23 protein-coding genes, 1 tRNA gene and 1 pseudogene are annotated in these 21,884 nt (G+C 42.1%); 12 read left to right on the forward strand and 13 right to left on the reverse strand.

Annotated elements, in window-relative coordinates:
- The 5 genes and pseudogenes from V7L05_RS20390 to V7L05_RS20410 form a co-directional block, all read left to right on the forward strand.
- A pseudogene (locus tag V7L05_RS20390) lies at positions 1–728 on the forward strand (hypothetical protein); the annotation flags it as partial.
- A gap of 130 nt (positions 729–858) precedes the next feature.
- Positions 859–1,122 (forward strand): hypothetical protein, encoded by a 264-nt coding sequence (locus V7L05_RS20395; RefSeq protein ID WP_335166651.1) that lies wholly within the window; start codon positions 859–861, stop codon positions 1,120–1,122.
- Between the two features lie 80 nt (positions 1,123–1,202).
- Complete coding sequence (locus V7L05_RS20400; protein WP_335166653.1) at positions 1,203–1,823, forward strand: hypothetical protein; 621 nt, start codon at positions 1,203–1,205, stop codon at positions 1,821–1,823.
- Positions 1,824–2,279 carry a hypothetical protein gene (locus V7L05_RS20405; protein WP_335166655.1) on the forward strand — a complete coding sequence of 152 codons (456 nt, stop codon included), beginning with the start codon at positions 1,824–1,826 and terminating at the stop codon, positions 2,277–2,279. It abuts the gene before it with no gap.
- A complete protein-coding gene (locus V7L05_RS20410; protein WP_335166656.1) occupies positions 2,280–2,699 on the forward strand; it encodes a hypothetical protein in 420 nt (139 codons plus the stop codon).
- A 61-nt stretch (positions 2,700–2,760) separates the two neighbouring features.
- Here V7L05_RS20410 and V7L05_RS20415 read toward each other — a convergent pair whose 3' ends face one another.
- The 5 genes from V7L05_RS20415 to V7L05_RS20435 form a co-directional block, all read right to left on the reverse strand.
- Positions 2,761–3,060, reverse strand: coding sequence for a hypothetical protein (locus V7L05_RS20415; protein ID WP_335166658.1), 300 nt, complete (start codon positions 3,058–3,060; stop codon positions 2,761–2,763).
- 190 nt (positions 3,061–3,250) lie between these two features.
- Positions 3,251–3,322, reverse strand: a tRNA-Lys gene (locus V7L05_RS20420).
- Between the two features lie 62 nt (positions 3,323–3,384).
- Positions 3,385–5,634, reverse strand: a complete 2,250-nt coding sequence (locus tag V7L05_RS20425; protein ID WP_335166660.1) for a PAS domain-containing sensor histidine kinase — start codon at positions 5,632–5,634, stop codon at positions 3,385–3,387.
- Between the two features lie 332 nt (positions 5,635–5,966).
- Positions 5,967–6,530 (reverse strand): hypothetical protein, encoded by a 564-nt coding sequence (locus V7L05_RS20430; RefSeq protein WP_335166662.1) that lies wholly within the window; start codon positions 6,528–6,530, stop codon positions 5,967–5,969.
- On the reverse strand, positions 6,530–7,768 hold the full coding sequence (locus tag V7L05_RS20435; RefSeq protein ID WP_335166664.1) for a glycoside hydrolase family 10 protein: 1,239 nt from the start codon (positions 7,766–7,768) through the stop codon (positions 6,530–6,532). The genes V7L05_RS20430 and V7L05_RS20435 overlap by 1 nt, the downstream gene beginning before the upstream one ends.
- A gap of 849 nt (positions 7,769–8,617) precedes the next feature.
- Between V7L05_RS20435 and V7L05_RS20440 the strand changes: the two genes are divergently transcribed.
- Positions 8,618–9,235 (forward strand): class I SAM-dependent methyltransferase, encoded by a 618-nt coding sequence (locus V7L05_RS20440; RefSeq protein WP_334948815.1) that lies wholly within the window; start codon positions 8,618–8,620, stop codon positions 9,233–9,235.
- A gap of 179 nt (positions 9,236–9,414) precedes the next feature.
- On the opposite strand, the gene V7L05_RS20445 is transcribed toward V7L05_RS20440, so the two are convergent.
- Complete coding sequence (locus tag V7L05_RS20445; RefSeq protein WP_335166666.1) at positions 9,415–9,927, reverse strand: GNAT family N-acetyltransferase; 513 nt, start codon at positions 9,925–9,927, stop codon at positions 9,415–9,417.
- Positions 9,928–10,258: 331 nt separating this feature from the next.
- Here V7L05_RS20445 and V7L05_RS20450 point away from each other — a divergent pair, with 331 nt between their 5' ends.
- The 5 genes from V7L05_RS20450 to V7L05_RS20470 all read left to right on the forward strand — a co-directional run bounded on the left by V7L05_RS20450 (position 10,259) and on the right by V7L05_RS20470 (position 14,111).
- On the forward strand, positions 10,259–10,459 hold the full coding sequence (locus V7L05_RS20450; RefSeq protein ID WP_335166668.1) for a hypothetical protein: 201 nt from the start codon (positions 10,259–10,261) through the stop codon (positions 10,457–10,459).
- A gap of 779 nt (positions 10,460–11,238) precedes the next feature.
- On the forward strand, positions 11,239–11,376 hold the full coding sequence (locus V7L05_RS20455; protein WP_334948809.1) for a hypothetical protein: 138 nt from the start codon (positions 11,239–11,241) through the stop codon (positions 11,374–11,376).
- A 177-nt stretch (positions 11,377–11,553) separates the two neighbouring features.
- Positions 11,554–12,000, forward strand: coding sequence for a tellurite resistance TerB family protein (locus tag V7L05_RS20460; RefSeq protein WP_335166671.1), 447 nt, complete (start codon positions 11,554–11,556; stop codon positions 11,998–12,000).
- Between the two features lie 210 nt (positions 12,001–12,210).
- Complete coding sequence (locus V7L05_RS20465; RefSeq protein ID WP_335166672.1) at positions 12,211–13,566, forward strand: UDP-N-acetylmuramoyl-tripeptide--D-alanyl-D-alanine ligase; 1,356 nt, start codon at positions 12,211–12,213, stop codon at positions 13,564–13,566.
- Entirely contained in the window at positions 13,563–14,111 is a 549-nt protein-coding gene (locus V7L05_RS20470) for a GNAT family N-acetyltransferase (protein WP_335166674.1), read from the forward strand. Before V7L05_RS20465 ends, V7L05_RS20470 begins: the two co-directional genes overlap by 4 nt.
- A gap of 380 nt (positions 14,112–14,491) precedes the next feature.
- Here the strand turns inward: V7L05_RS20470 and V7L05_RS20475 are convergent, their stop codons facing one another.
- From V7L05_RS20475 to V7L05_RS20485, 3 genes are all read right to left on the reverse strand, one after another.
- Positions 14,492–16,672, reverse strand: a complete 2,181-nt coding sequence (locus V7L05_RS20475; protein WP_335166676.1) for a bluetail domain-containing putative surface protein — start codon at positions 16,670–16,672, stop codon at positions 14,492–14,494.
- Positions 16,673–17,002: 330 nt separating this feature from the next.
- Positions 17,003–17,338 (reverse strand): hypothetical protein, encoded by a 336-nt coding sequence (locus tag V7L05_RS20480; RefSeq protein ID WP_335166678.1) that lies wholly within the window; start codon positions 17,336–17,338, stop codon positions 17,003–17,005.
- A gap of 337 nt (positions 17,339–17,675) precedes the next feature.
- Positions 17,676–18,077, reverse strand: coding sequence for a fasciclin domain-containing protein (locus V7L05_RS20485; RefSeq protein WP_334953254.1), 402 nt, complete (start codon positions 18,075–18,077; stop codon positions 17,676–17,678).
- A gap of 366 nt (positions 18,078–18,443) precedes the next feature.
- Between V7L05_RS20485 and V7L05_RS20490 the strand changes: the two genes are divergently transcribed.
- Positions 18,444–18,587, forward strand: coding sequence for a hypothetical protein (locus V7L05_RS20490; protein ID WP_335166680.1), 144 nt, complete (start codon positions 18,444–18,446; stop codon positions 18,585–18,587).
- Here V7L05_RS20490 and trmFO read toward each other — a convergent pair.
- The 4 genes from trmFO to V7L05_RS20510 form a co-directional block, all read right to left on the reverse strand.
- Complete coding sequence (trmFO, locus tag V7L05_RS20495) at positions 18,549–19,868, reverse strand: FADH(2)-oxidizing methylenetetrahydrofolate--tRNA-(uracil(54)-C(5))-methyltransferase TrmFO (RefSeq protein ID WP_335166709.1); 1,320 nt, start codon at positions 19,866–19,868, stop codon at positions 18,549–18,551. The two genes, V7L05_RS20490 and trmFO, sit on opposite strands and share 39 nt — an antisense overlap.
- A 73-nt stretch (positions 19,869–19,941) precedes the next feature.
- Positions 19,942–20,700, reverse strand: a complete 759-nt coding sequence (locus V7L05_RS20500; RefSeq protein WP_335166682.1) for a Uma2 family endonuclease — start codon at positions 20,698–20,700, stop codon at positions 19,942–19,944.
- 123 nt (positions 20,701–20,823) lie between these two features.
- Entirely contained in the window at positions 20,824–21,027 is a 204-nt protein-coding gene (locus V7L05_RS20505) for a hypothetical protein (RefSeq protein WP_335166684.1), read from the reverse strand.
- Between the two features lie 116 nt (positions 21,028–21,143).
- Positions 21,144–21,878: a Uma2 family endonuclease gene (locus V7L05_RS20510; protein ID WP_335166686.1), complete on the reverse strand. Its 735-nt coding sequence runs from the start codon at positions 21,876–21,878 to the stop codon at positions 21,144–21,146.
- Positions 21,879–21,884 lie beyond the last annotated feature (6 nt).

Consider the following 21,884-nt stretch of genomic DNA (forward strand, 5'->3'; position numbering starts at 1 on the left):
ACAAGGGTGACACCGGAAACCAAGGTGACAAGGGTGACACCGGAAACCAAGGTGATAAGGGTGATGCCGGAAACCAAGGTGACAAGGGTGACAAAGGAGATGATGGTGTTAGCAGTGAGGACGAAGTGGAAATTGTCAAAATACCTGTAAAAGTTTTCAAAAATTGTATTGAAGAAAAACCCCAATTTGAATTAATTGAAATTGGGGCTATTAAAGGGACTGAAAATGAAATAATCTTACAATTTAATCAATTAGCTAACATTGAAGGACTGCAATGTAAAAAGATTGAAAGTATTGCTGGAGTGCCGGAATGGTGGCAAATTCGTCCAGAGGGACACCGCCCTCAGGTAATTCTACAATTTGGTGAATTACTTCAAAATGATAAAGTCGGTCCGCCAGGGTATCCAATCACAGTCCCGCACCCTCAAGCAGAATCTAGATGGTTGCAATCGCCCATCGTTAGCTACATAAAGGGTAATTGTGAGGGAATATTAACACTTAGCGATAATTCAAAATTAATAGTTAATTGTAGAGACAAAGAAGAATGCTTGAGAGTTATTAGCGCATTAAAGCCTTGGATAGTTCCAAGCTATTTGAGCGGGGCAACTTCAAAAATAGGAGATCGTAATGGGCAACCAATAGAAATTAGAGAGATGCGCCCTAAACAAGCTAAGTATTTCTCGCAAGGTTTACGAAGTCTCAACCCCGATTGGGTAGCTTATTTTTAATTGAGAATAAACGAGAAAGTTCGTAGAGGGTTAAGTATCTACGACCCTGTTAACCAGATGTTAAGTGTATTTACTAACGACTTTTTTGAGATCATAAAGCTATCTTAAAAAAGTACTTTACGACATTTTTATGGCATCACCTATAGTATTAGGATCTGCACAAGCTACAGAATTTTTTGCCTATCCAAGCCTAGAAAAGCAAGCAATGTCTTTAATAGTTCTGTTGACATCGCTAGAAAATATTTATAATACAGCAAATCCTGCTGCTGTTTCTAATCGTGCAACTACTGCTGTAAATTATGAAACGAAATCAGTAATAGGTCAGTTGACTCTTGCTTTAACTGATAATGCGATTACAGGAAAGTTAGTTGATGGCGTTCAAACCTTTCTTTAATTAAATCTAGTCTATTTTGAAACCTATAGTTTTCAAGGTAGACGTGATTTATAATTTATTAAATTTTTGGAAAGCAAATTATGGCTGGTATTGGTGAAATTATTAATTTGGCCGGAGACGTTGCAGGTGTAGTTAATACAGTAACTAAAGCTGTTAGTGGTAGTGGAAAAGGTCCTGTGCGTGGCGCTCGTCTTGAGTATGACATACCCGCATTAGGTGGTCGATTGTTGCTCAAAGAACCGTTTGGGTTTTGGTTTGGACTAACTCCAATTTATCCAATATATGGTATTTTCAAAGGTACTAATAAATTCACTGTAGGCAAGAAATTTACCAAGCGCGCAGGTTTTCGTTTTAAGAGTTATACCATTCTTTTGAAGGCAGGAACAAAGATTAAAGTTCCCAAGGACAAGGCATCTGAACAAAGAAGTGGTGCTAATAATGGTACTGATAGCCGCCAATTAGGAAGCATTTCAATTGGTGTATCAGAGAATGTTGCAGTTCATGAATTCATTGATTTTTTAAAAAGTAGCAAACAATCAGCAAATATTAATGGGGTAATTTCTCCAACATTGAGAAAATATCAATGGGCTGGTGCATTACATCGTGCTAGTAACTCTATTATACCAGGGCTTCCGACTTTAAACCCAGGTGATATTGCAGACATTGCAGGCATAATCGAAGGAGTCGCAGGTTTGCTTTAAATGACTAGAAACTTGAATTTATCTACTGCATCTAACTGGCAGTTGATGTATTCAATATCTATACCTAGTGTAGTGATAGCAACTGCTGGAAGTAATCACTACACTAAAATTACACCAATTCGTCCTGCGGTAATTTTCAATAAAGCAGTATTAGGAATTTCTGTAAATACAATGATTCCTGTTGGTAGGCAATGGTTTTACGCTGGTAGTGTTTCTCGTTTTGCTAACTCGGCTCTAGGTGAAATATATATTGAAGATCGAAAGCCATTATTTCTGAGTCGTTTTAATCTGGTAATCACTGACAATTTGTTGAATGATTATCAGATAGAAATCAATATCCCTGGGTGGTTTGTTTCATGCAATTTAGCTGTTTATCAATATGACGCACCCGACGATATTAGCATTATTCAGCAAGATTTAGATATTATCAAAGCGGCGGTAGTTCCAACGATTTAAATGATTATTACAAAAGCCCAAATAGCTGTTGTTTCTACGAGTCCTAGAGCAGACTTTACACTTCAAGATACAGGGATATTTATAGGGATTATTGGTAGCCTAATAATGCTCTCTGGAGTTGCTATCAACATTATTAGCAAAATAAATAAAATTTCATTTACAGTTGATGGCATCCAAGAAGCTTTGAAATTGCACGCCAGCAACGCTGAAAAAATTAAGGAGCTAGACAAACGGTTTGACATACACCTACAGGATTATGTCAATTATAAGGATGCAAATCTTTTAAGTCATAATGGTTTGGAAGAGCAAATTAAGCATAAGTGGGAAAGATCGGAAGGCGAGTTTAATGCCATTAAAGGCAGCATAAAAGAGCTTCAGGGCTTCTTGCGGCAAACGAACGATTTCAAGATCCGGCAATAACTCTTCTGGGGATTCACTCTAGTAATTTGGGCATTGGGCATTGGGCATAATCTTCATTTCGTCACACTGGGGTTTTAGCGATAGATTCTATAACCAAGTTGTAATGACCTGTTACAGCGTCGTCCCAATCGGTGTAAAGCCGTTTCTTCCCATTTAAGCTACCTCCTGTTACCAGTGATTCAAAAAGCATAGGGCGTTCAGAGCTACCAAGATTTATCCCTAAAAAGACTGTTGAGATACTTACTGAGTCGTAAACGACAGAAAGTATGACTTGCGTATTAGCAAATGTTCGCCAAGTCACCCACTCATCAAAATCAACAGCAACGGGCGTATGTTCCTCTAGCTTGTAATAGTGAGTCATAAGGAAAGTTTTTCATATTTTACCTGGCCAGTGGACACACTAGATATTCCACTGGACAACAGGCGTTTTTATTTAAATTAGTCAAAGGTTTAGTGTTGTTTATCCTTGCAGGTCGGGGCTTTTGGAGCGTGCTATCAACTCCAATTAGTCAAGATTTAGGCAAAGGTAAATTGTGGAGGGCTGGAAGAAGTGGGTGACGAGGGATTTGAACCCGCAACCAATAGATTAAGAGTCTACTGCTCTACCGTTGAGCTAGTCACCCACACGAATATCGATCATAGCAAACTTCTGACAGATTTGCTAGTGCCGCGCCCAAAAAACAAATTAAAGGGGAAATTTGACGGTGAAGGTGGTTTGACCTGTTGCACTCTTTACATAAATTGAGCCGCCTAAATGTCTGACCATTTTCTGCACTAATGCCAATTCCAGTCCAGTACCGCTATGTTTCCAAGGATCATGTTTGGAAAGGTGATAGAAAGGCTCAAAAATCCGTGAGAGTTCATTGCTGGTAATCTCTATTCCCGAATTGGTAATATTAAGCTCTACTGCATCCCCTCTGAGGTGAGCGGAGACTGTGATGTATTCGCCTGCTGGGGTGTATTTGCAGGCATGGTTGAGCAATTCGGTGACAATCCGCTCCAAATCGGTGATATCTGTCTCTAAAGGCGGCAACGCCCGATCAACGGTCAGGTTTAAGTGTTGTCGCTGACAGCTGGTGATATCTCGAAAAGACTCGACAATGGGGTGAAGCCAGCTTTGTAAGTCAATGGCAATCAAAGTTGGGGGTTCGGGTTCGGCTTCGAGATATGTGAGTGTGAGTAGGTCGTTAATTAACTTGCTTTCTCGCCCACACTCGTTATGCAGAATCTGCAATAGTTGCGGAACTATTTCTATATTTGATATTTCTGCTGGTGTGAGGACACTTTCGAGAGTTTGGACTGCAAGGCTGATGCTAGTTATTGGTGTCCGCAGTTCCTGGGACAGAGTTCTGAGAAATTGGTTTTTGAGCTGATCGCATTTTTCTAGTTCTTTTACCTGTGCCTGGGTTTGTTTGTAAAGCTGGGCTTGACGAATAGCGATCGCACATTCATTTGCAACTTGCTGCACTAACTCGATTTCAAATTCATCAAAGCCCTCTTGTGATGGTCTTGTCAACCAAATATTTCCCAAAATCCCTTGAGTATCAAAAATTGGACAAGCCATCTGGGACATAACCAACAACTTTGGTTGCCATCCTGGAACAATTTCCAAAAATTGCAATGGTTGTTTTTGCAACAGAATCTGATAAACTTCCAGACGGTCTGCAATCTGTCTAGTCAATCCTTGACACTGGGGTAGGTTCGTGCTGTACTCGTAGGCAATAGTAACCAGGGTTTGGCAGGTGCTATAGAGTTCGATTTGGCAATGTTCAAGGTTCAATAACTGTGCTAATTCCTGGGTAACAGTCTGCAACACCTGAGTTTCAACCAGACTATCGCGGATTTGTTCTGTCATGCGTTGCACCAAGGCTTGAAAGTTTCGCACCTGCTGCAACTGATTGATCTGCTTCTGTTTTTGCGACTCCATCTTGGCTTTGAGATCCTTGATCTGCCGATGAAGTTCTGCCTGCCGAACAGCAATGCCGATTTGAGTTGCCAACTGCTTGAGCAAATCGGTTTCTGTTTGCTGCCATTGACGCGGTTCGTGGCAATGCTGGGCAATCAACAGTCCCCACATATCTTGCTCTTGGAAAATCGGTACGACTAGATTGGCTCTCACCTGCAAAGATGCTAGGAAATCTACATAGCAAGAATGCAAGCCTGCTGCATAAATATCCTCCAAAACTTGAATGCAACCTCGTCCGTAGTGTTCTCGATGTTTGCGACTGAAACAGGGATCGGTGATCTTTTTTCCCAATAGTCGATCGCTGGGAGCCACACTTGATTCGGCTATGATTAGTCCACTGCCATCAGCCTCGAAGCGATAAATTAGCACGCGATCGCAATTCAAAAACTGCCGCAGTTCTTTGGTGGACTTCTGGATAATTGTCTCTAATTCTACAGATTGGTGAATCCGTCCGGCGATCGCTTCTAAGAGTTGCTCTCGTTCAATCTGGAGTCCAACTGCTTGTTCTGCTTGCTTCACAGGCGTTATATTGCTACTAGTACCAATCAGTCGATAAATCCGAGAGTTAGCATCCCTGAGTGGGGTGAGAGTCGTACTCCACCAAGTAGGAATTCCCTGGAATTGCAAACATTGTTCGTAAGAAATAGTTTTGCCAAATAGCACGCAGTCAGAATAATGCTGACGCACCTTAGCAGCATCGATGGGAGAGAGAATATCCTCTGGTTTTTTCCCCCGGAGATCGTCTGAGCGAATACCTATGCACCGCTCATGAGTGGGATTAAGTGCCACATACCGAAAGTCTCCGTCCTCCAGCACATCCACTACAAATATTGATGCCTGCACAGAATCGTACATGCTCAGTAGAAACTGCTCGCTACTGCTTTTCTCATCTACTTCTGTGCCAAAGAGAATCTGAGGAGGTGATAATTTTGTCAACTCTATAGTTGATTCCACTGGATTTATATTCATGCGAGAGTCCCTGTCTGGTATTACTGACTTTTCTAGGCGCTCTCTTGTCGTTACGCTTGTAGTAGATGCACTTTAGCGCCTATAGCAAGGTCTTGTCAGCCGTTGCTCATCGAAATTTGCATCTTTCTCTACTTCTGATCAGAAATCTAGGAAAGCTAAGTAGGAGTCAGCTTCACAAATCCTGCTTTTTGAAGGCGAAAATACATTTGCAGGTTAGGCCAAACTTACTGAAATTTATTTTTAACAGTTTCTTAAGATTCTTGCATATATCTCAGTACAAGCATCAGTATACATCAATTAAGTTTATAATTCTTAATATGGGGAGTGGAGAGTTAGGATCGCAATTTCTGAGCATTCATTCCTGTGAGCATACCAACCAGCAGCCAAGTAATGGCTAATCCCATGACTTCGCCTAAGAATAACTGCGTCAGGCGGTGCAAGATCATCCCGACAGCAGAACCCAGGGGGACAGCAACAGCCCAACTTGCTGAAGAGACAAATATCCATCGCCACGCCATCGGCTGGGGAATTGCTAACCATTGTGCCAATCCAATCCCCAAGCCACCAAGGGCACCATAAATCACCCCAGACAGGATTTTCAGAGGAAGAATCTGAGTGCTAGGTACAATCCAACCCACAGCACCAATACCGATCGCGGTGATTATACTCCAACCTAAAAGACTTGACAAAATCCACCTGATACAAAATATCGGTTCTTTGAGAAGACAACCTTGAGGAAGTGCGATCGCACTTCCGCCGATAGCTGCTTCTACTACCCCAACATCTGGCTTTTCGCCGACTTCAATTAAGAGTAAACTTAATAAAAAACCGCCAAAAGTAGCTAAAGTCCACAGCAATGTAAAGCGAAATCTAGTATTTTCCGGCGCGAATGGCATCAAAGTTTCTTTGGTTTTAATAGTCGGACAGTTTTAGGATGAAACATCTCAAAAAAAGCTTTGCGTCGCTGTTGGGGTGATTCCGGTACGATGTAACCCCACAGACTCTCCCAGTAGAAAAAGGAGATCCCATCAAAATTGCGATCGCGCACGACCTTAACCTGTTCTTTAACTTGTGCGATTTTCACAGGATTAGCCATCGTTCCCGTTGATATACCAATACCTACAGGAATTAGACTCTGAGCCAATTTCACAGATGGTTGTTCCAGTTGAGCGATAAAAGAGTTTTTATCATTTCGATATACTTGCAAAATTAACTCACTAACTAAACCTTTTTTTACCCAACTTTCCCAATCTTGCAAATAGTATTTGTAGGCAAAAGCTTGATAGTTAGGAGACAAAGATATTTTAACTTTGGGTTTAACCGCCTTGACAGCTTGATAAATTTCTGCCATGAAATCAGTAATTTTGTCTGCTCGCCAACGCATCCATTCTGAGTTAAAAGGATCACCAGGGGGATTTTTGCCTTGATGTTCTTGCTGGTAGAGTTGAATAGTGAAGCGATCGTAGCCAAACTGTACAGGCATCCCAAAATGGTCGTCAAGCTGAATACCATCTACATCGTAATCCCTGACTACTTCTAAAATTAACCCTTGGATAAACTCTTGCACTTGCGGATGTAAAGGATTCAACCAAGCCTGTTTATTCACCAAACCATTCTCGATTTCTTCCGGTGGGGCATCTTGAATAGAATTTATACCTTCTTGCCCAATTGTTAACCAATCGGGATAACGCCTTGCTAATTGTGAATAATGCGGCGTCATGAACCCGTATTCAAACCAGGGAATGACTCTCAACTTTTTATTTTGAGCAAGCGTCACTATCTTTGCTAAAACATCCTGTCCACCGTGCATGAAGTTGAGCAAAGGTTGAGTATCCGAACCTGTAGTCATTTTAGCTATAGCACTTTTATAAAAAGTATGTCCTCGGTTCCAAACTACAGGATAGATTGTATTAAAATTGAGAGCCGATAATTGATTTAAAGCGCGGTTAATACCCCAAGGGACAAATAGTACACCACTAGCAACATTAGTAAGCCAAACGCCGCGAATTTCTGTAGTTAAAGGACTTATTTTTTGCGAATAAACAGGTAGTGAAGAGAGTGAAAAAACTGTTAAAGTGATTACTAATCCCAAACACAGTAAGTAAGAAACACCACGGCGAGCAACCCGATTCATTTGTAAGCTTGACCTAGTGCGATCGGAATATATAGCAGATTTCAAGGAAAGTGAAGTACACAACGATTAGTCCCAAAGCGAGGTATAAACCCTGTTTTACTTCTGAATTCTGCTGTATATAACTACAAAATAAAGTTGTAATCCTCCGGATCATGTAAACAAATGATGATTTTATGCCCAGATGTAAATTATAAATGTGCCTTAGCGGACAATTGTCGCTATTTTTAATTCTGTGAAATATAAGAGACCATGATGTGCGTAGTTTTCCCAGATTAAGCCAGGGCGAATAGAATAGAGCCTCCGGCACGCTGACGCGAATGCAGCTACACAAACGTCCACCTCCGTGGACTAATGCAAAATCAACGATTCTTAACCCACGTTCGCGTAGCATTCCGTAGGAAAGGTGGGTTAAGCCTCGTGTAGACAAGCCAGTGCGTTGGGGAGCCAGGCGGTAAGAGCGGGTTTCCCGACTTGAGGCGACTGGCGTCCGGCGAGCCACTTTTGAAGCAACTGGCGCGCGGTTAGAAACCGCCCTTTTAACCTTAAGTTGACACCAATGCAGATTAAGCGCACCCCTCAAACTCTCGTTTCTAGTCTCCGACTATTGGTGATAAGTTCATAAAAAGGTAATGTTGTCAATAGGTGCATCCTTTGGACCAGAGCAATGGGAAATCCACGAGTCGGTAATTCAGACCACAAGCGAGATCGAAACATGCCAGCGCCAGAAACAAGAGCGATGCCTGCGGCGAGCTTTGGTGACATACTACACACACTCTCTTTCAGGTGAGTGTGGGCTTGTTTTCGTTTAAGCTAAAAAAGCATGAAGCTTTAAGGAAGCTGCGAAAACTGATGACTGATAACTTTTTCAGTAACAAAAAGCTACTTTTTGACGCGTGGGCATCAAGTTACGACTGGCTCTTTCCTTCAGTGTTTTATCGAGCCGTTCACAAACGATTGCTGGAGTACGTCGATTTACCAGAGTCAGCAAATGTACTTGATATCGGCTGTGGTACTGGACGCTTACTTGAGCGCCTTGCCACTCAGTTTCCCGATATGCAAGGCACCGGATTGGATTTATCTGCGAATATGTTGCGAGTAGCAAGACAGAGCAACCGCCACCGTCCACGTTTAATTTATATCGAGGGCAAAGCTGAGTCTCTTCCCTTTGCTGATGGTCAATTTGATGCCGTTTTCAGTACTATCAGCTTCTTGCACTATTTGGAACCTAAACAGGTAGTTAGTGAGATAGCACGGGTACTTTCTCCCGGTGGACGCTTTTATTTAGTTGACATTACTTCTAAAAAAGAGACAGAACCTCAATTATTGCCAGTCTCTCCCCGTGGAATTAGACTCTACAGCCCTAATCAACGTCAACTTCTTGGCTCCTCTGCTGGGCTATTGTGTTTGAATCACCACTATTTACTAGGGCCTGTCTTACTGACAATTTTTACTAAACCTCCGATTTGAAAATAGGGAAGAGTAAAGGATTGAAAACAGTTTGTAAGCTAATCGGGATTCAATTTGCATAATCAGGGCGGGCAAGATGCCCACCCTACAAGATATTGAGAAAATTTGAGCAAATTAGATGTGTTTTAGCTTATCCAGCCCTGTTCTGCATATCTTAATTACGAATTACGAATTACGAATTACGAATTACCTCGATATTCCATAAACACCACAGGAACTTTGAACAGCCTTTTAGCTAAGTGCGAGAATCTAAATTTCTCCTTGAGCGAAGACTTGCCACTTCTCTTGGGAAATTGTGGCAAGTCTTCAAAGGATATTGGCACAAAGCCAAAGCGACTGTAAAACTGCGCCAGTCGCTCACCTAAACATTCAAGGTAAAGTGGTTGCGTTGCTGTATTAATCAAATGCTGGATTAGCAAAGTAGCCAAACCGCGACCTCTCCAAGCTGATACAACGACCAAACTACCAAGTTCTTGTGCCCCTGAGAAATTACGTAGCTGTCCACAAGCTACCAGATTGCGTAGGCTTTGCCCGCCGTAGGTATCGCATTCAATTACCCAAAATTGCTGCCAATTTAATTGGGTTGGATCGAGTTTGGCCCAGAACACCAACAATCGAATCGACCACTTATCCGCAGAGGTGGCTTTGCGGAGGATACACCCAGATGGTAACGATAGATTGCTCTGGTTCATGAATTACACTCTGATAGTTTGTCTCACAATCATCACACCATATTATTTACTCACATCCACTCAGATCATTTGCCATTTCCCCGCAACTATTAATAAAGCAACTTCAAAAGCATCTTGGACATCAAAGGCGTTCAAAGTTCTCTCTTAATGGCAGCAAGCGTTCTCAGGTTAACAAATTCTATATTTATGGATTTTTGTCAGCAGATATGAGTAGTACTAAACAATACTTCCGATAGAGGGGCGAATCAGCTATAACTAGATTCTGGATAGATGTACTCACACCCGAATTTTCTTAAGATAATACTAACAATAGATGATTAGGAATATAGTCATGGCTGAAGAACAAAAACAAAAATCTAATAATCAAGAAACTACGCCTACCGCTTCTGGTGGCTACCAAACCCCCATCGAGGAAGGTATCCGCAAAACTGGCGATGCTGAAAAGAGTGATGCTAAACCCAGTGCTACACCAGAAGCACCAGGAGAGGATGCGATCGCAGGTAGCCCCAATCAAGGAACTGAGTCACGTTAATTGGTTTGAACTTCCCCAAGTTCCAATAATCTAATTGGGCTTTTTCTAGTAACCCGGATTTAGTAAACGTTGAGTGGATAGTTGTGGTTTAGATCACGATTATTCACTTATTTTTGTTCTGTAAGAATCGTTTTTAAAGGACAAAATTCAAAATTGAAATCCCCATAAATAAATTTATTTGCTTTTTATCTAAACAAGTAATAATACTAGTACCGCACGGCGTAAATAAGCCACCCATTTGAAATGTCTCAAACCCTTGCAAACAATTAATTACGAATTCCGAATTCCGAATTCCGCCTTGCGGTACTAGTTGCGCGTTCTGTAGGATTAATCAACGGTAAGTTGGCAGGCTTACCGTATTTTAACTGGTCGCGTCCAGGATTCCCTATCTTCACCACAGCAAGTTGGGGATTGAGGACTGAGAAAGGATTATTTTAATCCTAATTCCTAATCTCTGATTGCTAATTCAAACAAAGAATTTTATCCGTTCAAAAAGTTAAATACTACCACATTTGCGTAGGTATAGCCCGCCCCAGGTATCGCGTCTGGATACTAACGCATTGTATCCAGACGCGATTTTCGTTTGGATATAACACGCAATGCCTAATGCTCTTTTTTGTAAAGTTCATCAAATCTTCAGAAAGAAAAAGTTTGAGCGGGTTCTGAAAGAGCTAAAGTTTTGTTAAGATGCAATTGCTAGCACTTTCTCAGCGAAATTCACCTATCGGGGTGTGGAGAAATAAAAAGTACTAGCAGCACAAATTTCCAAAGGTGAAGCAATGACCACCTATATTTTTTTCGATGAAGCCCTACGAATGCTAACAAACGCCTACTTGATATCAGGAGTACTGTTAATAGCAGCTTCTGGTATAGGTTTAGCGGTAATTGAAACAATAGAAAAGACAGGAGAACGCTAAGTTTACAGATGGCAATGTCGTTATTGCCAAAAACCATTGGGTGCGAGTGTTCGCCGTGACGAAATCCTGGGAACACTAAAGCATGAAAGTCTCACAGCGTTGCAGCCTTACCTGGAAATCCACCAACCACACAGGTAACTGTAGCGCTATTGAGACCCTAAGCAAGGAGTTACTACAATGGGTCTATTCGACGCTGCGTTGGGCACTGAAAGCCAAACCCAAGCAGCACTCAATCCAGAGGAAGCTTTTGCTGTCATTATCTTGATGGCAATAGCCTCAGACGGTTATCTTTCTGTTAAGCAAGCAAATTCTATCACTTCTGTGCTATCCCGGATGAAACTTTTTGAAAGTTATCCCGACGAAATGATGAACAGACTGTTTGAAAAAATCTTGGGCATTTTCCGGGGTGATGATTTTAATGCTTTATTTAATGCAGCAAAAGATTCTCTATCTCAAGACTTGCGAGAAGCAGCTTTTGCAGTAGCCACCGATTTAGTTCTAGCTGAAGGCGTTGAACCTGAAGAAGAAAAAAACTTCTTAAATGATTTATATCAAGCATTAGGTGTTTCTAATGAGATAGCAATACAAATTGTGCAAGTAACCTTGATTAAAAACCGAGGATAGGGCGATAGAAAATATACCTAATTAAACTATATAAATAGCTTATAAACAAAGCGTGCCAAAGAAGCCTAACTCCTTTGGCACTATTTTTGATGTTATTCTGACTAGGCTGAGATTCCCGACTTTTTCAAGAAGTCGCAAATCTTGTTGTTCAATGTAGTATTGTGTCATAATCCGATTTTATAATTTTGAACTTTAAATTGTAAATTACTTATGCGTTGTTCTGCCACCCTAACCCAACTGGTTGAAGTTCTTTTGGCCCGGACTGTAAACTTATCTGAAACTGCTTTAACACAAGTAAGTAGCGGTATACAAACAGATAGCCGTACTCTGAAGCCGGGTGAAGTATTTCTCGCTTTGCGAGGCGATAAGTTTGATGGACATGAATTTGTGCCAACTGCGCTCGCAAAGGGTGCAATAGCTGCAATTGTGGATTTTGAATACGAAAATCCGGGATTTCCGATATTACAGGTAAAAGACACCCTCAAGGCATATCAACAAATTGGCAGATGGTGGCGCGATCGCTTTAACATTCCTGTAATTGGCATAACCGGTTCCGTGGGCAAAACTACAACCAAAGAATTGATCGCCGCAGTTTTAGCAACCAAGGGACGAGTTCACAAAACTTATGAAAATTATAATAATGAAATTGGTGTCCCGAAAACTCTCCTAGAACTTGGCGCAGAAGATGACTACGCCGTGATTGAAATGGCGATGCGGGGTAGAGGACAAATTGCCGAACTGACGCAAATAGCGCGTCCAACCATCGGAGTGATTACCAATGTGGGGACGGCGCATATTGAGTTACTGGGTTGCGAAGAAGCGATCGCTCAGGCAAAATGTGAGTTGTTAGCTGAAATGTCTGCTGATAGTGTGGCAATTCTCAACCACGATAATCCCCTATTAATGACCACGGCGGCTTCAGTTTGGCACGGAGAAGTTTTGACTTACGGCTTTTCTGGTGGGGATATCCAAGGGCAGTTAATTGATCACGAAACTGTGGAAGTCGCAGGAATCCAATTGCCTCTACCTCTACCCGGTCGTCACAATGCGACTAATTTCTTAGCAGCTTTAGCGGTGGCAAAGGTGTTGGGGATTGATTGGGCAAGCCTGAAAGCAGGTGTGGTGGTGGATATGCCCACAGGGCGATCGCAACAATTTACCTTAGCCAATGATGTGGTAATCTTAGATGAAACTTATAATGCTGCACCTGAAGCGATGATTGCAGCGTTGCAATTATTGGCAGAAACACCCGGAAAGCGGAAGATTGCCGTATTGGGTGCAATGAAAGAATTGGGAGAGCGATCGCAGCAGTTGCACCAGCGAGTGGGAGAAACAGTGCGAAAGTTGAATTTAGACGGCTTGTTGGTTTTGGTAGATGGACAAGATGCCGAAGTGATCGCCCTTAGTGCCGAAGGTATTCCATCGGAGTGCTTTGCAACTCATGCTGATTTGGTGGCTAGGTTGAAGACATTTGTGCAAGCAGGCGATCGTTTATTGTTCAAAGCCGCCCATTCGGTGGGATTAGATCGGGTAGTTAATCAGTTACGTGCAGAATTTCCCAAATGAATCTACCGCTAGAAACCCAACGTCTCAGACTGCGAGACTTTGTAGAATCAGATTGGCAAGAGGTTCATCAATATGCTAGCGCTCGTGAAGTTGTGCGTTATTTAATCTTTGGCCCGAATAGTGAAGAAGATACCAAAAACTTTTTGCAAAGAGAGATTTCATTGCAAGAGGAAGAACCCCGTCAGCATTTTGCCTTAGCAGTAACTTTAAAAGCCCAAAAGCAATTAATTGGTATCTGTCGGATATCTGTTAAGGATACTGATAACAAAATAGGCTCTATTGGATACTGTTTTAGTAAGAAATTTTGGGGACAAGGATATGCAACTGAAGCTGTAAAAGCGTTTGTATCATTTGGTTTTCAGGAGTTAGGTTTACATCGTATCTTTGCGACTTGTCACCCAGAAAACATTGCCTCAGCACGAGTTATGCAAAAAATCGGAATGCAGCAGGAAGGATATTTGCGAGAACACCATTGGATTAAGGGAGAATGGCGAGACTCTTGGCTATATGCCATCCTTGAGCATGAATGGAGAGGCGTTAAATAATTCGTAATTTGTAATTCGTAATTCGTAATTCGTAATTCGTAATTCGTAATTAAGTTTTGTGACGGGGATTTAGACCCCGACCCAAAACTTGCTTATTTTTTGAACCGGGGGACTAAAACCCTCGGTACTCGGTTAATTAGGTAAGGTATAGCCTAATACGTTTGGGTTAAGGCTAAAACTCTTTGTAAAAGTCATTTTTTTAACGAACTGCAAAGGACGCAAAGAAGAGAAGGAAGAGAAGGAAGAAATGCTTAACTGAACTGTATTGAGGTATAGCCTAACCGATTTTTGACCTGCAAGCGATCGCTTGTTCTGATCTTTTCTGATTTATTTGTGAGTGCAACCCGACAACACCAGGGAAGTTTCCAAAATAACTCAACTTAGACAATGGCTAAGTTAGTTAAGTTGCCTTTGTAGCCACTAATCTCAATCACGGCATCGGTGAGAGCAGAAAATCCATTTGTGCTATCATTAAGTGCTAGAAAAGTCCGCCAATTATTACCTGTACCAAAGGTAAAAGTTGCCGCACCTTTAGCCACAAAAGCAGTTGCAGTCAATATCTGTTCTACATCGAAAAGATTCAGACTTGCAACCGTGCCAAGTTGAACCAAATTAGCAGCTGAAACTGCATTCAGACCATCAATTTTATCTTCACCGATTTTAAGGTCAGTAATTCTATCAAAGCCAGACAGCAGTGAATCACTCAGGCTGTTAAATACAAATTTATCAGTGCCACAACCGCCTGTGAGGGTATCACGCCCAGCACCACCGTTGAGGATGTCATTACCCTTACCACCAACTAGGTTGTCATTTCCAGCTAATCCAAAAAGTTGGTCGTTGCCGTTTTTACCAGAAATTTTGTCATTGCCAGCCCCACCAGTGAGTATGTCTTTAGAGTTGCCACCGTTTAAGGTTTTATCAGGCACATTTACTTCTGTGGTAGTCTTGCTGATCAGTTGACCGTTAGCATCATAGCTGTAAGCAGTCACTTGATCAATGATACCATCACGATTATTGTCAATCTTCTGTGAGACTAGCTTGCCGCTAAAATCGTAGCTGTAGATACCAACTGCATCAACTACACCATCGTTGTTGAAGTCATAGCTGGCAGATGCGCGTCCATAAGTATAGGTTTCGACATCGGAGTAATTCCTTTGGGATGTCAAATTGCCGTTGGCATCATAAGTCTTGACACTTTCAGCGATGCCGTCGCCGTTGTCGTCCAAGCTAGAGAATCTTAACTTGCTGTTAGCATCATAAGTATAGGTTTCGACATAATCAGCGATACCGTCGCCGTTCTCATCATCGCTTTCGGATGTCTTGTTGCCATTGACATCATAAGTATAGGTGTTGACCAAATCAGCAATGCCGTCGCCGTTGTTGTCATAGCTATAGGATGTCTTGTTGCCCTTGGCATCATAAGTATACCTGATGAGAGAATCAACTATACCGTCGTTGTTCAAGTCATCGCTTTCGGATGTCTTGTTGCCATTGGCATCATAAGTATACCTGATGACATAATCAACTATACCGTCGCCGTTCTTGTCATCGCTTTCGGATGTCTTGTTGCCGTTGGCATCATAAGTATAGGTGTTGACCAAATCAGCAATGCCGTCGCCGTTCAAGTCATCGCTGTCGGATGTCAACTTGCCGTTGGCATCATAAGTATAGGTATGGAGAGAATCAGCAATGCCGTCGCCGTTACTGTCAGACCTTTGGGATGTTAACTTGCCGTTAGCATCATAAGTATACCTGATGTCATAATCAGCAATGCCGTCGCCGTTACTGTCAGACCTTTGGGATGTTAAGTTGCCGTTGGCATCATAAGTCTTGACACTTTCAGCAATGCCGTCGCCGTTACTGTCATAGCTTTCGGATGTCTTGTTGCCGTTAGCATCATAAGTATAGGTGTTGACAGAATCAACAATGCCGTCGCCATTCCTGTCATAGCTTTCGGATGTCAACTTGCCGTTGGCATCATAAGTATAAGTGTTGACAGAATCAGCGATGCCGTCGCTTTTATAATCATCGCTTTCGGATGTCTTGTTGCCGTTGGCATCATAAGTATAGGTGTAAATATAATTAACTGTGCGATCGCCTTTATTGTCACGACTTACGGATGTTTGGTTCCCCTTAGCATCATAAGTGTAGGTGTATATCTCATCAGCGATGCCGTCGCCATTGGTGTCACTGCTGTGGGATGTTTGGTTGCCCTTGGTATCATAAGTATAAGTTTCGACACTATCGGCGATGCCGTCGCCGTTGGTGTCACGACTTACCAATGTCAACTTGCCATTAGCATCATAAGTGTAGGTGTAGACCTGATCAGCGATACCGTCGCCGTTGTCGTCATACCTTTGGGATGTCAACTTGCCGTTAGGATCATAAGTAGAGGTTCTGACTTGATCAGCTATGCCGTCATCGTTGCGGTCATGGATATAAAATGTCTGGTTATAGCTATAGGTAATAACTGAGTCTATTGTCCCATCACTGTTGTTGTCTATGTTCTCAGATATCACATTGCCATTGGCATCGTAAGTGTAAGTTGTGGTTGAGGTCATAAACTTCTGTTCATGCATCAAAACTCATGGCAGATGAGCAAATGTATTTCTGCTAGGTCAGCAATTGATAAAGATAATATAATACTGATTTATTAAAAAGCTGTTTGTAAAGTAAGTTTAAGACAAAGTTAAAATTTAGCTGACGCGATCGCAGCATAAATAAGCTAATTGGCATTTAAGTTGCAGAATTAGGGCGGGCAAGATGCCCACCCCACAAGATTTTCATGAAATCGAAATATGCTTTCTTAGATATGTTTTAGCTTAGAGTCATTGCGGCTGTTACCAACAGCATCAGAAAGCGCGAGTACACAATCTTAACTCGTGTAGATTTCAGGCGTTATTGGAAAGACTAGGGCTGTTATTGTAGCGTCTTTGAAAAAGAATTGCAGCCAAATTAGCCACCAAACAGATGATTGCTAGCCACAGCAAGATATAAGTCGGAGCCATCACCACGCCAATCAGGAACCAAGTATATACGTGCAGTATCATTACAGAAGCGAAAAAGCTAGCAATTCCAGCAGATTGCCACACTTGATGCGATGGGCGACGTAAAGCTACTAGCCTTATCGTTAAAATTGTGACAAGCAAGTTCGCTGGTACGAGAAATGCACAAATACTTATGCAGTTGCCACGAGATAACTCAGCTAAGGTGTTAAAATCGAGCATTAATTTTTTGGGATAGATGTTAGCTTTTTAATAATTTAATTTATTTTATTTTATTTTAAAATAACGAAATATACATTAACATATGAGTGAGTAATCACTTTACAAGTATAACATAAATTAAACTATAGTAATCCGCTTTGATTATTGAACTGACTTGCGTAGGCTGGGAGTAGGGAATAGGGAGTGGGGAGTAGGGAATAAGCCTTTTCGATTAGTACTTAATTTGTTCAAAAATCAAATAGGAGTCCTATAGTTGGCTGTGTTTTGATACTACCAATAGTTAGTTAATGATAAAAATTTTGGATAAGTAGGGTGGAAAACACCCACCCTAGCTGAATTAACCCGGTAAAATCACGGTATCGATAACGTGTATCACACCATTATCAGCTTCAATATCTGCTGCTAAAACTGTGGCATTTTTAACTTCAAAACCATCAGAAGAATTAATTTTAATGGGTGAACCTTCCACAGAATTAAGCGTACCGAGTTCTGCTAAATCAGCTTGTAGCAGCTTTCCTGGAACGACATGATACTTTAAAATCCGCGTTAGCTGGGGAATATTCTGTAACAGAGTTTGGATAGTTCCTGCTGGTAACTTGGCAAAAGCATCGTCATTTGGTGCAAAGACAGTGAACGGCCCAGGACTTTTTAATGTTTCTACTAAACCAGCAGCTTGTACAGCTGCCACCAGTGTTTTGAAAGACTCAGCCGTAACAGCAATATCAACAATATCAGCCATATATTTTACCTAAATCTCTGCAAAAGATTTTAAAGGATAATAAACCTATTTAATGAGTGGCAGAGGAGAATAATTAAATAATTCGTAATTAAGTTTTGTAACGGTGATTTAGCGCAAAGTCGAACCAGTGCGTTGGGGAGACAGCGCCGTGGGCGGGTTTCCCGACTTGAGGCGACTGTCGTCGGGTTTCCCGACTTGAAGCAACTGGCTTTACTTGCGCCGGAAACCGGCGCTCTGACGGCAGTTCCGACAACGGAGGAAACCTCCGCAACGGACTGCCTCAACTTTGTTCTTAGACCCCGCCTAACATACTTGCTTTTTTATTGAACCGGGGGACTTAAAGCCACCGAATTTGGTTAATAATCAATGCCCAATGCCCAATGCCCCATGCCCAATGCCCAATGCCCAATGCCCCATGCCCCATGCCCAATGCCCCATGCCCCATGCCCCATGCCCAATGCCCAATGCCCATTAATTATGATTAGCTTTCCAGTTTGCCAAGTCAGTTAAAGAGCGATCGCGGTAACGTCCATAACGCTCTTGTTTACTTTTGATTTTCGCACCACCCAATTCGGGAAAAATCCCAAAGTTGGGCGGCATTGGTTGGAAATGCTTCGGCGAAGCGGAACTAATAAATTCCAATAACGCACCCATCATTGTTGTTGGTGGTAAAACCAAAGGTTCTTTACCCAAAGCTAATCTTGCTGCATTAATTCCCGCCAAGCAGCCACCCGCCGCCGCCGCAGTGTAGCCTTCAGTACCAATCAACTGTCCAGCAGCTAACAATGTCGGACGCTCTTTAAATTGCAGAGTCGGATGCATTAGCTGAGGCGCATTAATAAAAGTGTTGCGGTGCATCACTCCCAGCCGCACAAACTCTGCCTTTTCCAAACTGGGAATTAGCTGAAATATTCGCTTTTGCTCACCCCAACGCAGGTTAGTTTGAAATCCTACCATATTCCACAGTTGACCGGCTTTATCTTCTTGTCGCAACTGTACCACAGCATAAGGACGTTCCACTGTGCGAGTATCTGACAATCCCACTGGCTTTAGGGGGCCGTAGCGCATGGTATCTTCCCCGCGCTGTGCTAATTCTTCAATGGGTAAACAAGCTTCAAAAAATTTCGCCGTTTCCCGTTCAAAACCTTTGAGTTCTGTTTGTTCAGCTTTACAAAGTTCTTCTCGAAACTGCAAGTACTGCTCTTTATTCATTGGGCAGTTGAGATAAGCCGCTTCACCTTTGTCATAACGTGATGCCATAAAAGCAACGTCACGATTAATCGATTCTCCCACAATAATCGGACTAGCCGCATCAAAAAAGCTGAGGTATTCCATCCCGGTAAAGCGGCGCAAATCTTCGGCTAAATCGGGGCTGGTTAAAGGCCCAGTCGCCAAAACCACAATTCCTTCTGGAATTGCAGACACTTCACCCCTGCGAAATTCAATTAAAGGATGATGTGCTAAAGTTTGAGTCAAGTCTTGGCCAAATTGTCCTCTATCGACGGCTAGCGCCCCACCAGCAGGTACGGCGTGTTCATCAGCTTTAGAAATAACGATAGAACCCAGTTGGCGTAACTCTTCGTGCAATAATCCAGCTGCGCGATCGCTTGCCATTGCCCCAAAGGAATTACTACAAACTAATTCTGCCAAATGTTCTGTATGATGAGCAGGACTGAAGCGTTTTGGACGCATTTCATGCAGAATTACAGGCACTCCAGCTTGGGCTATTTGCCACGCTGCTTCTGTTCCAGCTAGTCCACCTCCAATTACTTGTATCGGTTGTTGTTCCATAGTTAAATTTTTAGTTCCTATATCATAAGTATCCATCAGTAGCGACAGCATAACGCACCATCAACAGCAGCAATTATAAATTATCTGTGTCAATTCCCTTTTGTTTGAGTTTAGCTAACAATTCTTGATAGCGATCGCGCTCTTTTTCTAATTCTTGTAAAGCCGCTTCCTTTTCTTGTGAAGCCGCTTCTAATTCTTGTAAAGCCGCTTCTTTTTCTTGACGTTCCCGTTCTGCACGTTGGCGTTCTTGTTCCCGTAACTGGTCAATTTCTCCGGGGCTTAAAAACTTTTGTCCGGTGGAAGAAACAATTTCCAGGGTATTCGGTGTCAGTGTGAAACGGATTCCCAAACGCGGACTAACCCAGCCATTCATTTCTTCGATAACTTCAAAACTATCTTCAGAACGGAGCAAGCCATTTAAATCGTTCTTATCAGGATCATAAATATAATATTCTTCCACGGCGTAACGCTGGTAAAACTGCAATTTTTTGGTCATTTCTTTGAGGGTGTTACCTGGCGATAGAATTTCAAATACTACCTGTGGTGGTATATTATCTTCATTCCACTGTAAATAAGAACTCCGTTTTCCTTTTGGTCTGCCAAAGACTACCATCGTATCGGGCGCTTGTTTAATATTAGGGTTTCCTTCAACTGGATACCAAAACAAATCTCCGGCGATAAATACATCAGCTAGCGATGCAAATAAGATTTCTAAATTTTCTTTAATTTTGACAATCCATGCAAATTGTTCTGTATTATCCGCCATTGGCTGTCCGTCGCTTTCCGGGTAGATGACTTCGATGGTGGTTTCTGGTGTGACTTGTTGTACCATTGCTGCACCTCCAAGTATGGGGTTTTTAGCTGAGATTTCTAGTTGAGATAGCGATCGCGTTAATATTGATTTTAGCTATAGATCCAGATAATCTTGATTGCAGATGCTAAGAAACTCTTCAAATTAATCATCAGGAGGATGCCAACCACTAATTGTCCAACGTCGTCGGGCAACAAGTATAACTGGATTATTCATTCGCAAGCAAACAATTGTCGCCCTACCAATAATAGTTAAACCTTCAACTGTTGTAGCATCCGAACTCCAAGTAAAATTATCAGACCATCTCTGTGTACGCGGATTAAATAGAGGCGTTGTTTCCCCAGTCAAAATGTCTATAGCTTCGGTTGAATCAGCTTTAAATTCATTGCAAGATCGACAAGTCGAACAAAGATTTTAAAAGGTAATTTCTCCACCTTTTGAGCGGGGTTGAATATGGTCATAGGTCAGCAAGTATTAAAATTTGCTGCTCTGAACTGTTGTTGAGCTTGTTCTTTTTGCTGTCTTTCCAAATCTGCTCTTTCTTCACCAGAGAGTAATAAATTTCCCTGCTCATCCCACCAACGCAACCAAGGTAATTCCAGATTCTGATAGCGACCTTGCCAAATACCTAACTCTACACCAAGGGCGTTGATGGGGTAATGTCCTCGTTCGTTTTCTATGACTAGTTCATAGTGGTCTTCTATCAGGTGATACACTTCTACTCGACTGTGGCGCACTTCGTAAATGCCGTAAAAGGCAGGTCGAATTGCTTGCTCATAAACCCAAAATTTCCCCGTCCAAGAAGTTTTGTCACGTTCTTCTGAACCATCACCTGATACAAACTCCAATACAATCAAAGGTGGGATAATTTCTTGCCACAGTACATAAGAACGTCGTGTTTGACCTTTTAAAAGTGGTGGCACATTAGGCACATAAAACCAGTCTGGTGCTTCTGCACCTCTTTGTGGCCGGTCTGTCATCCGCCAATAAATGCCAGAATCTTGACCAATGCAATAATTACCTTCTGGATGACGCTTTTGTAATATTGGTTGAATCGAATCTGTAAGCAGAATACTTTGGGGATGTTCTTGAAAATTTTTGCCTCCGGCACGCTCCGCGAACACAAATGTGCCATCAGACTCAGGTAACTGAGTCTGGTCTGGTAAGGTAGTTGGCAGTATTTCAGGTGTAGTAGTCATAGAAAT

The sequence above is a fragment of the Nostoc sp. genome (genome assembly GCF_036917755.1).
Classification (GTDB): Bacteria; Cyanobacteriota; Cyanobacteriia; order Cyanobacteriales; family Nostocaceae; genus Nostoc.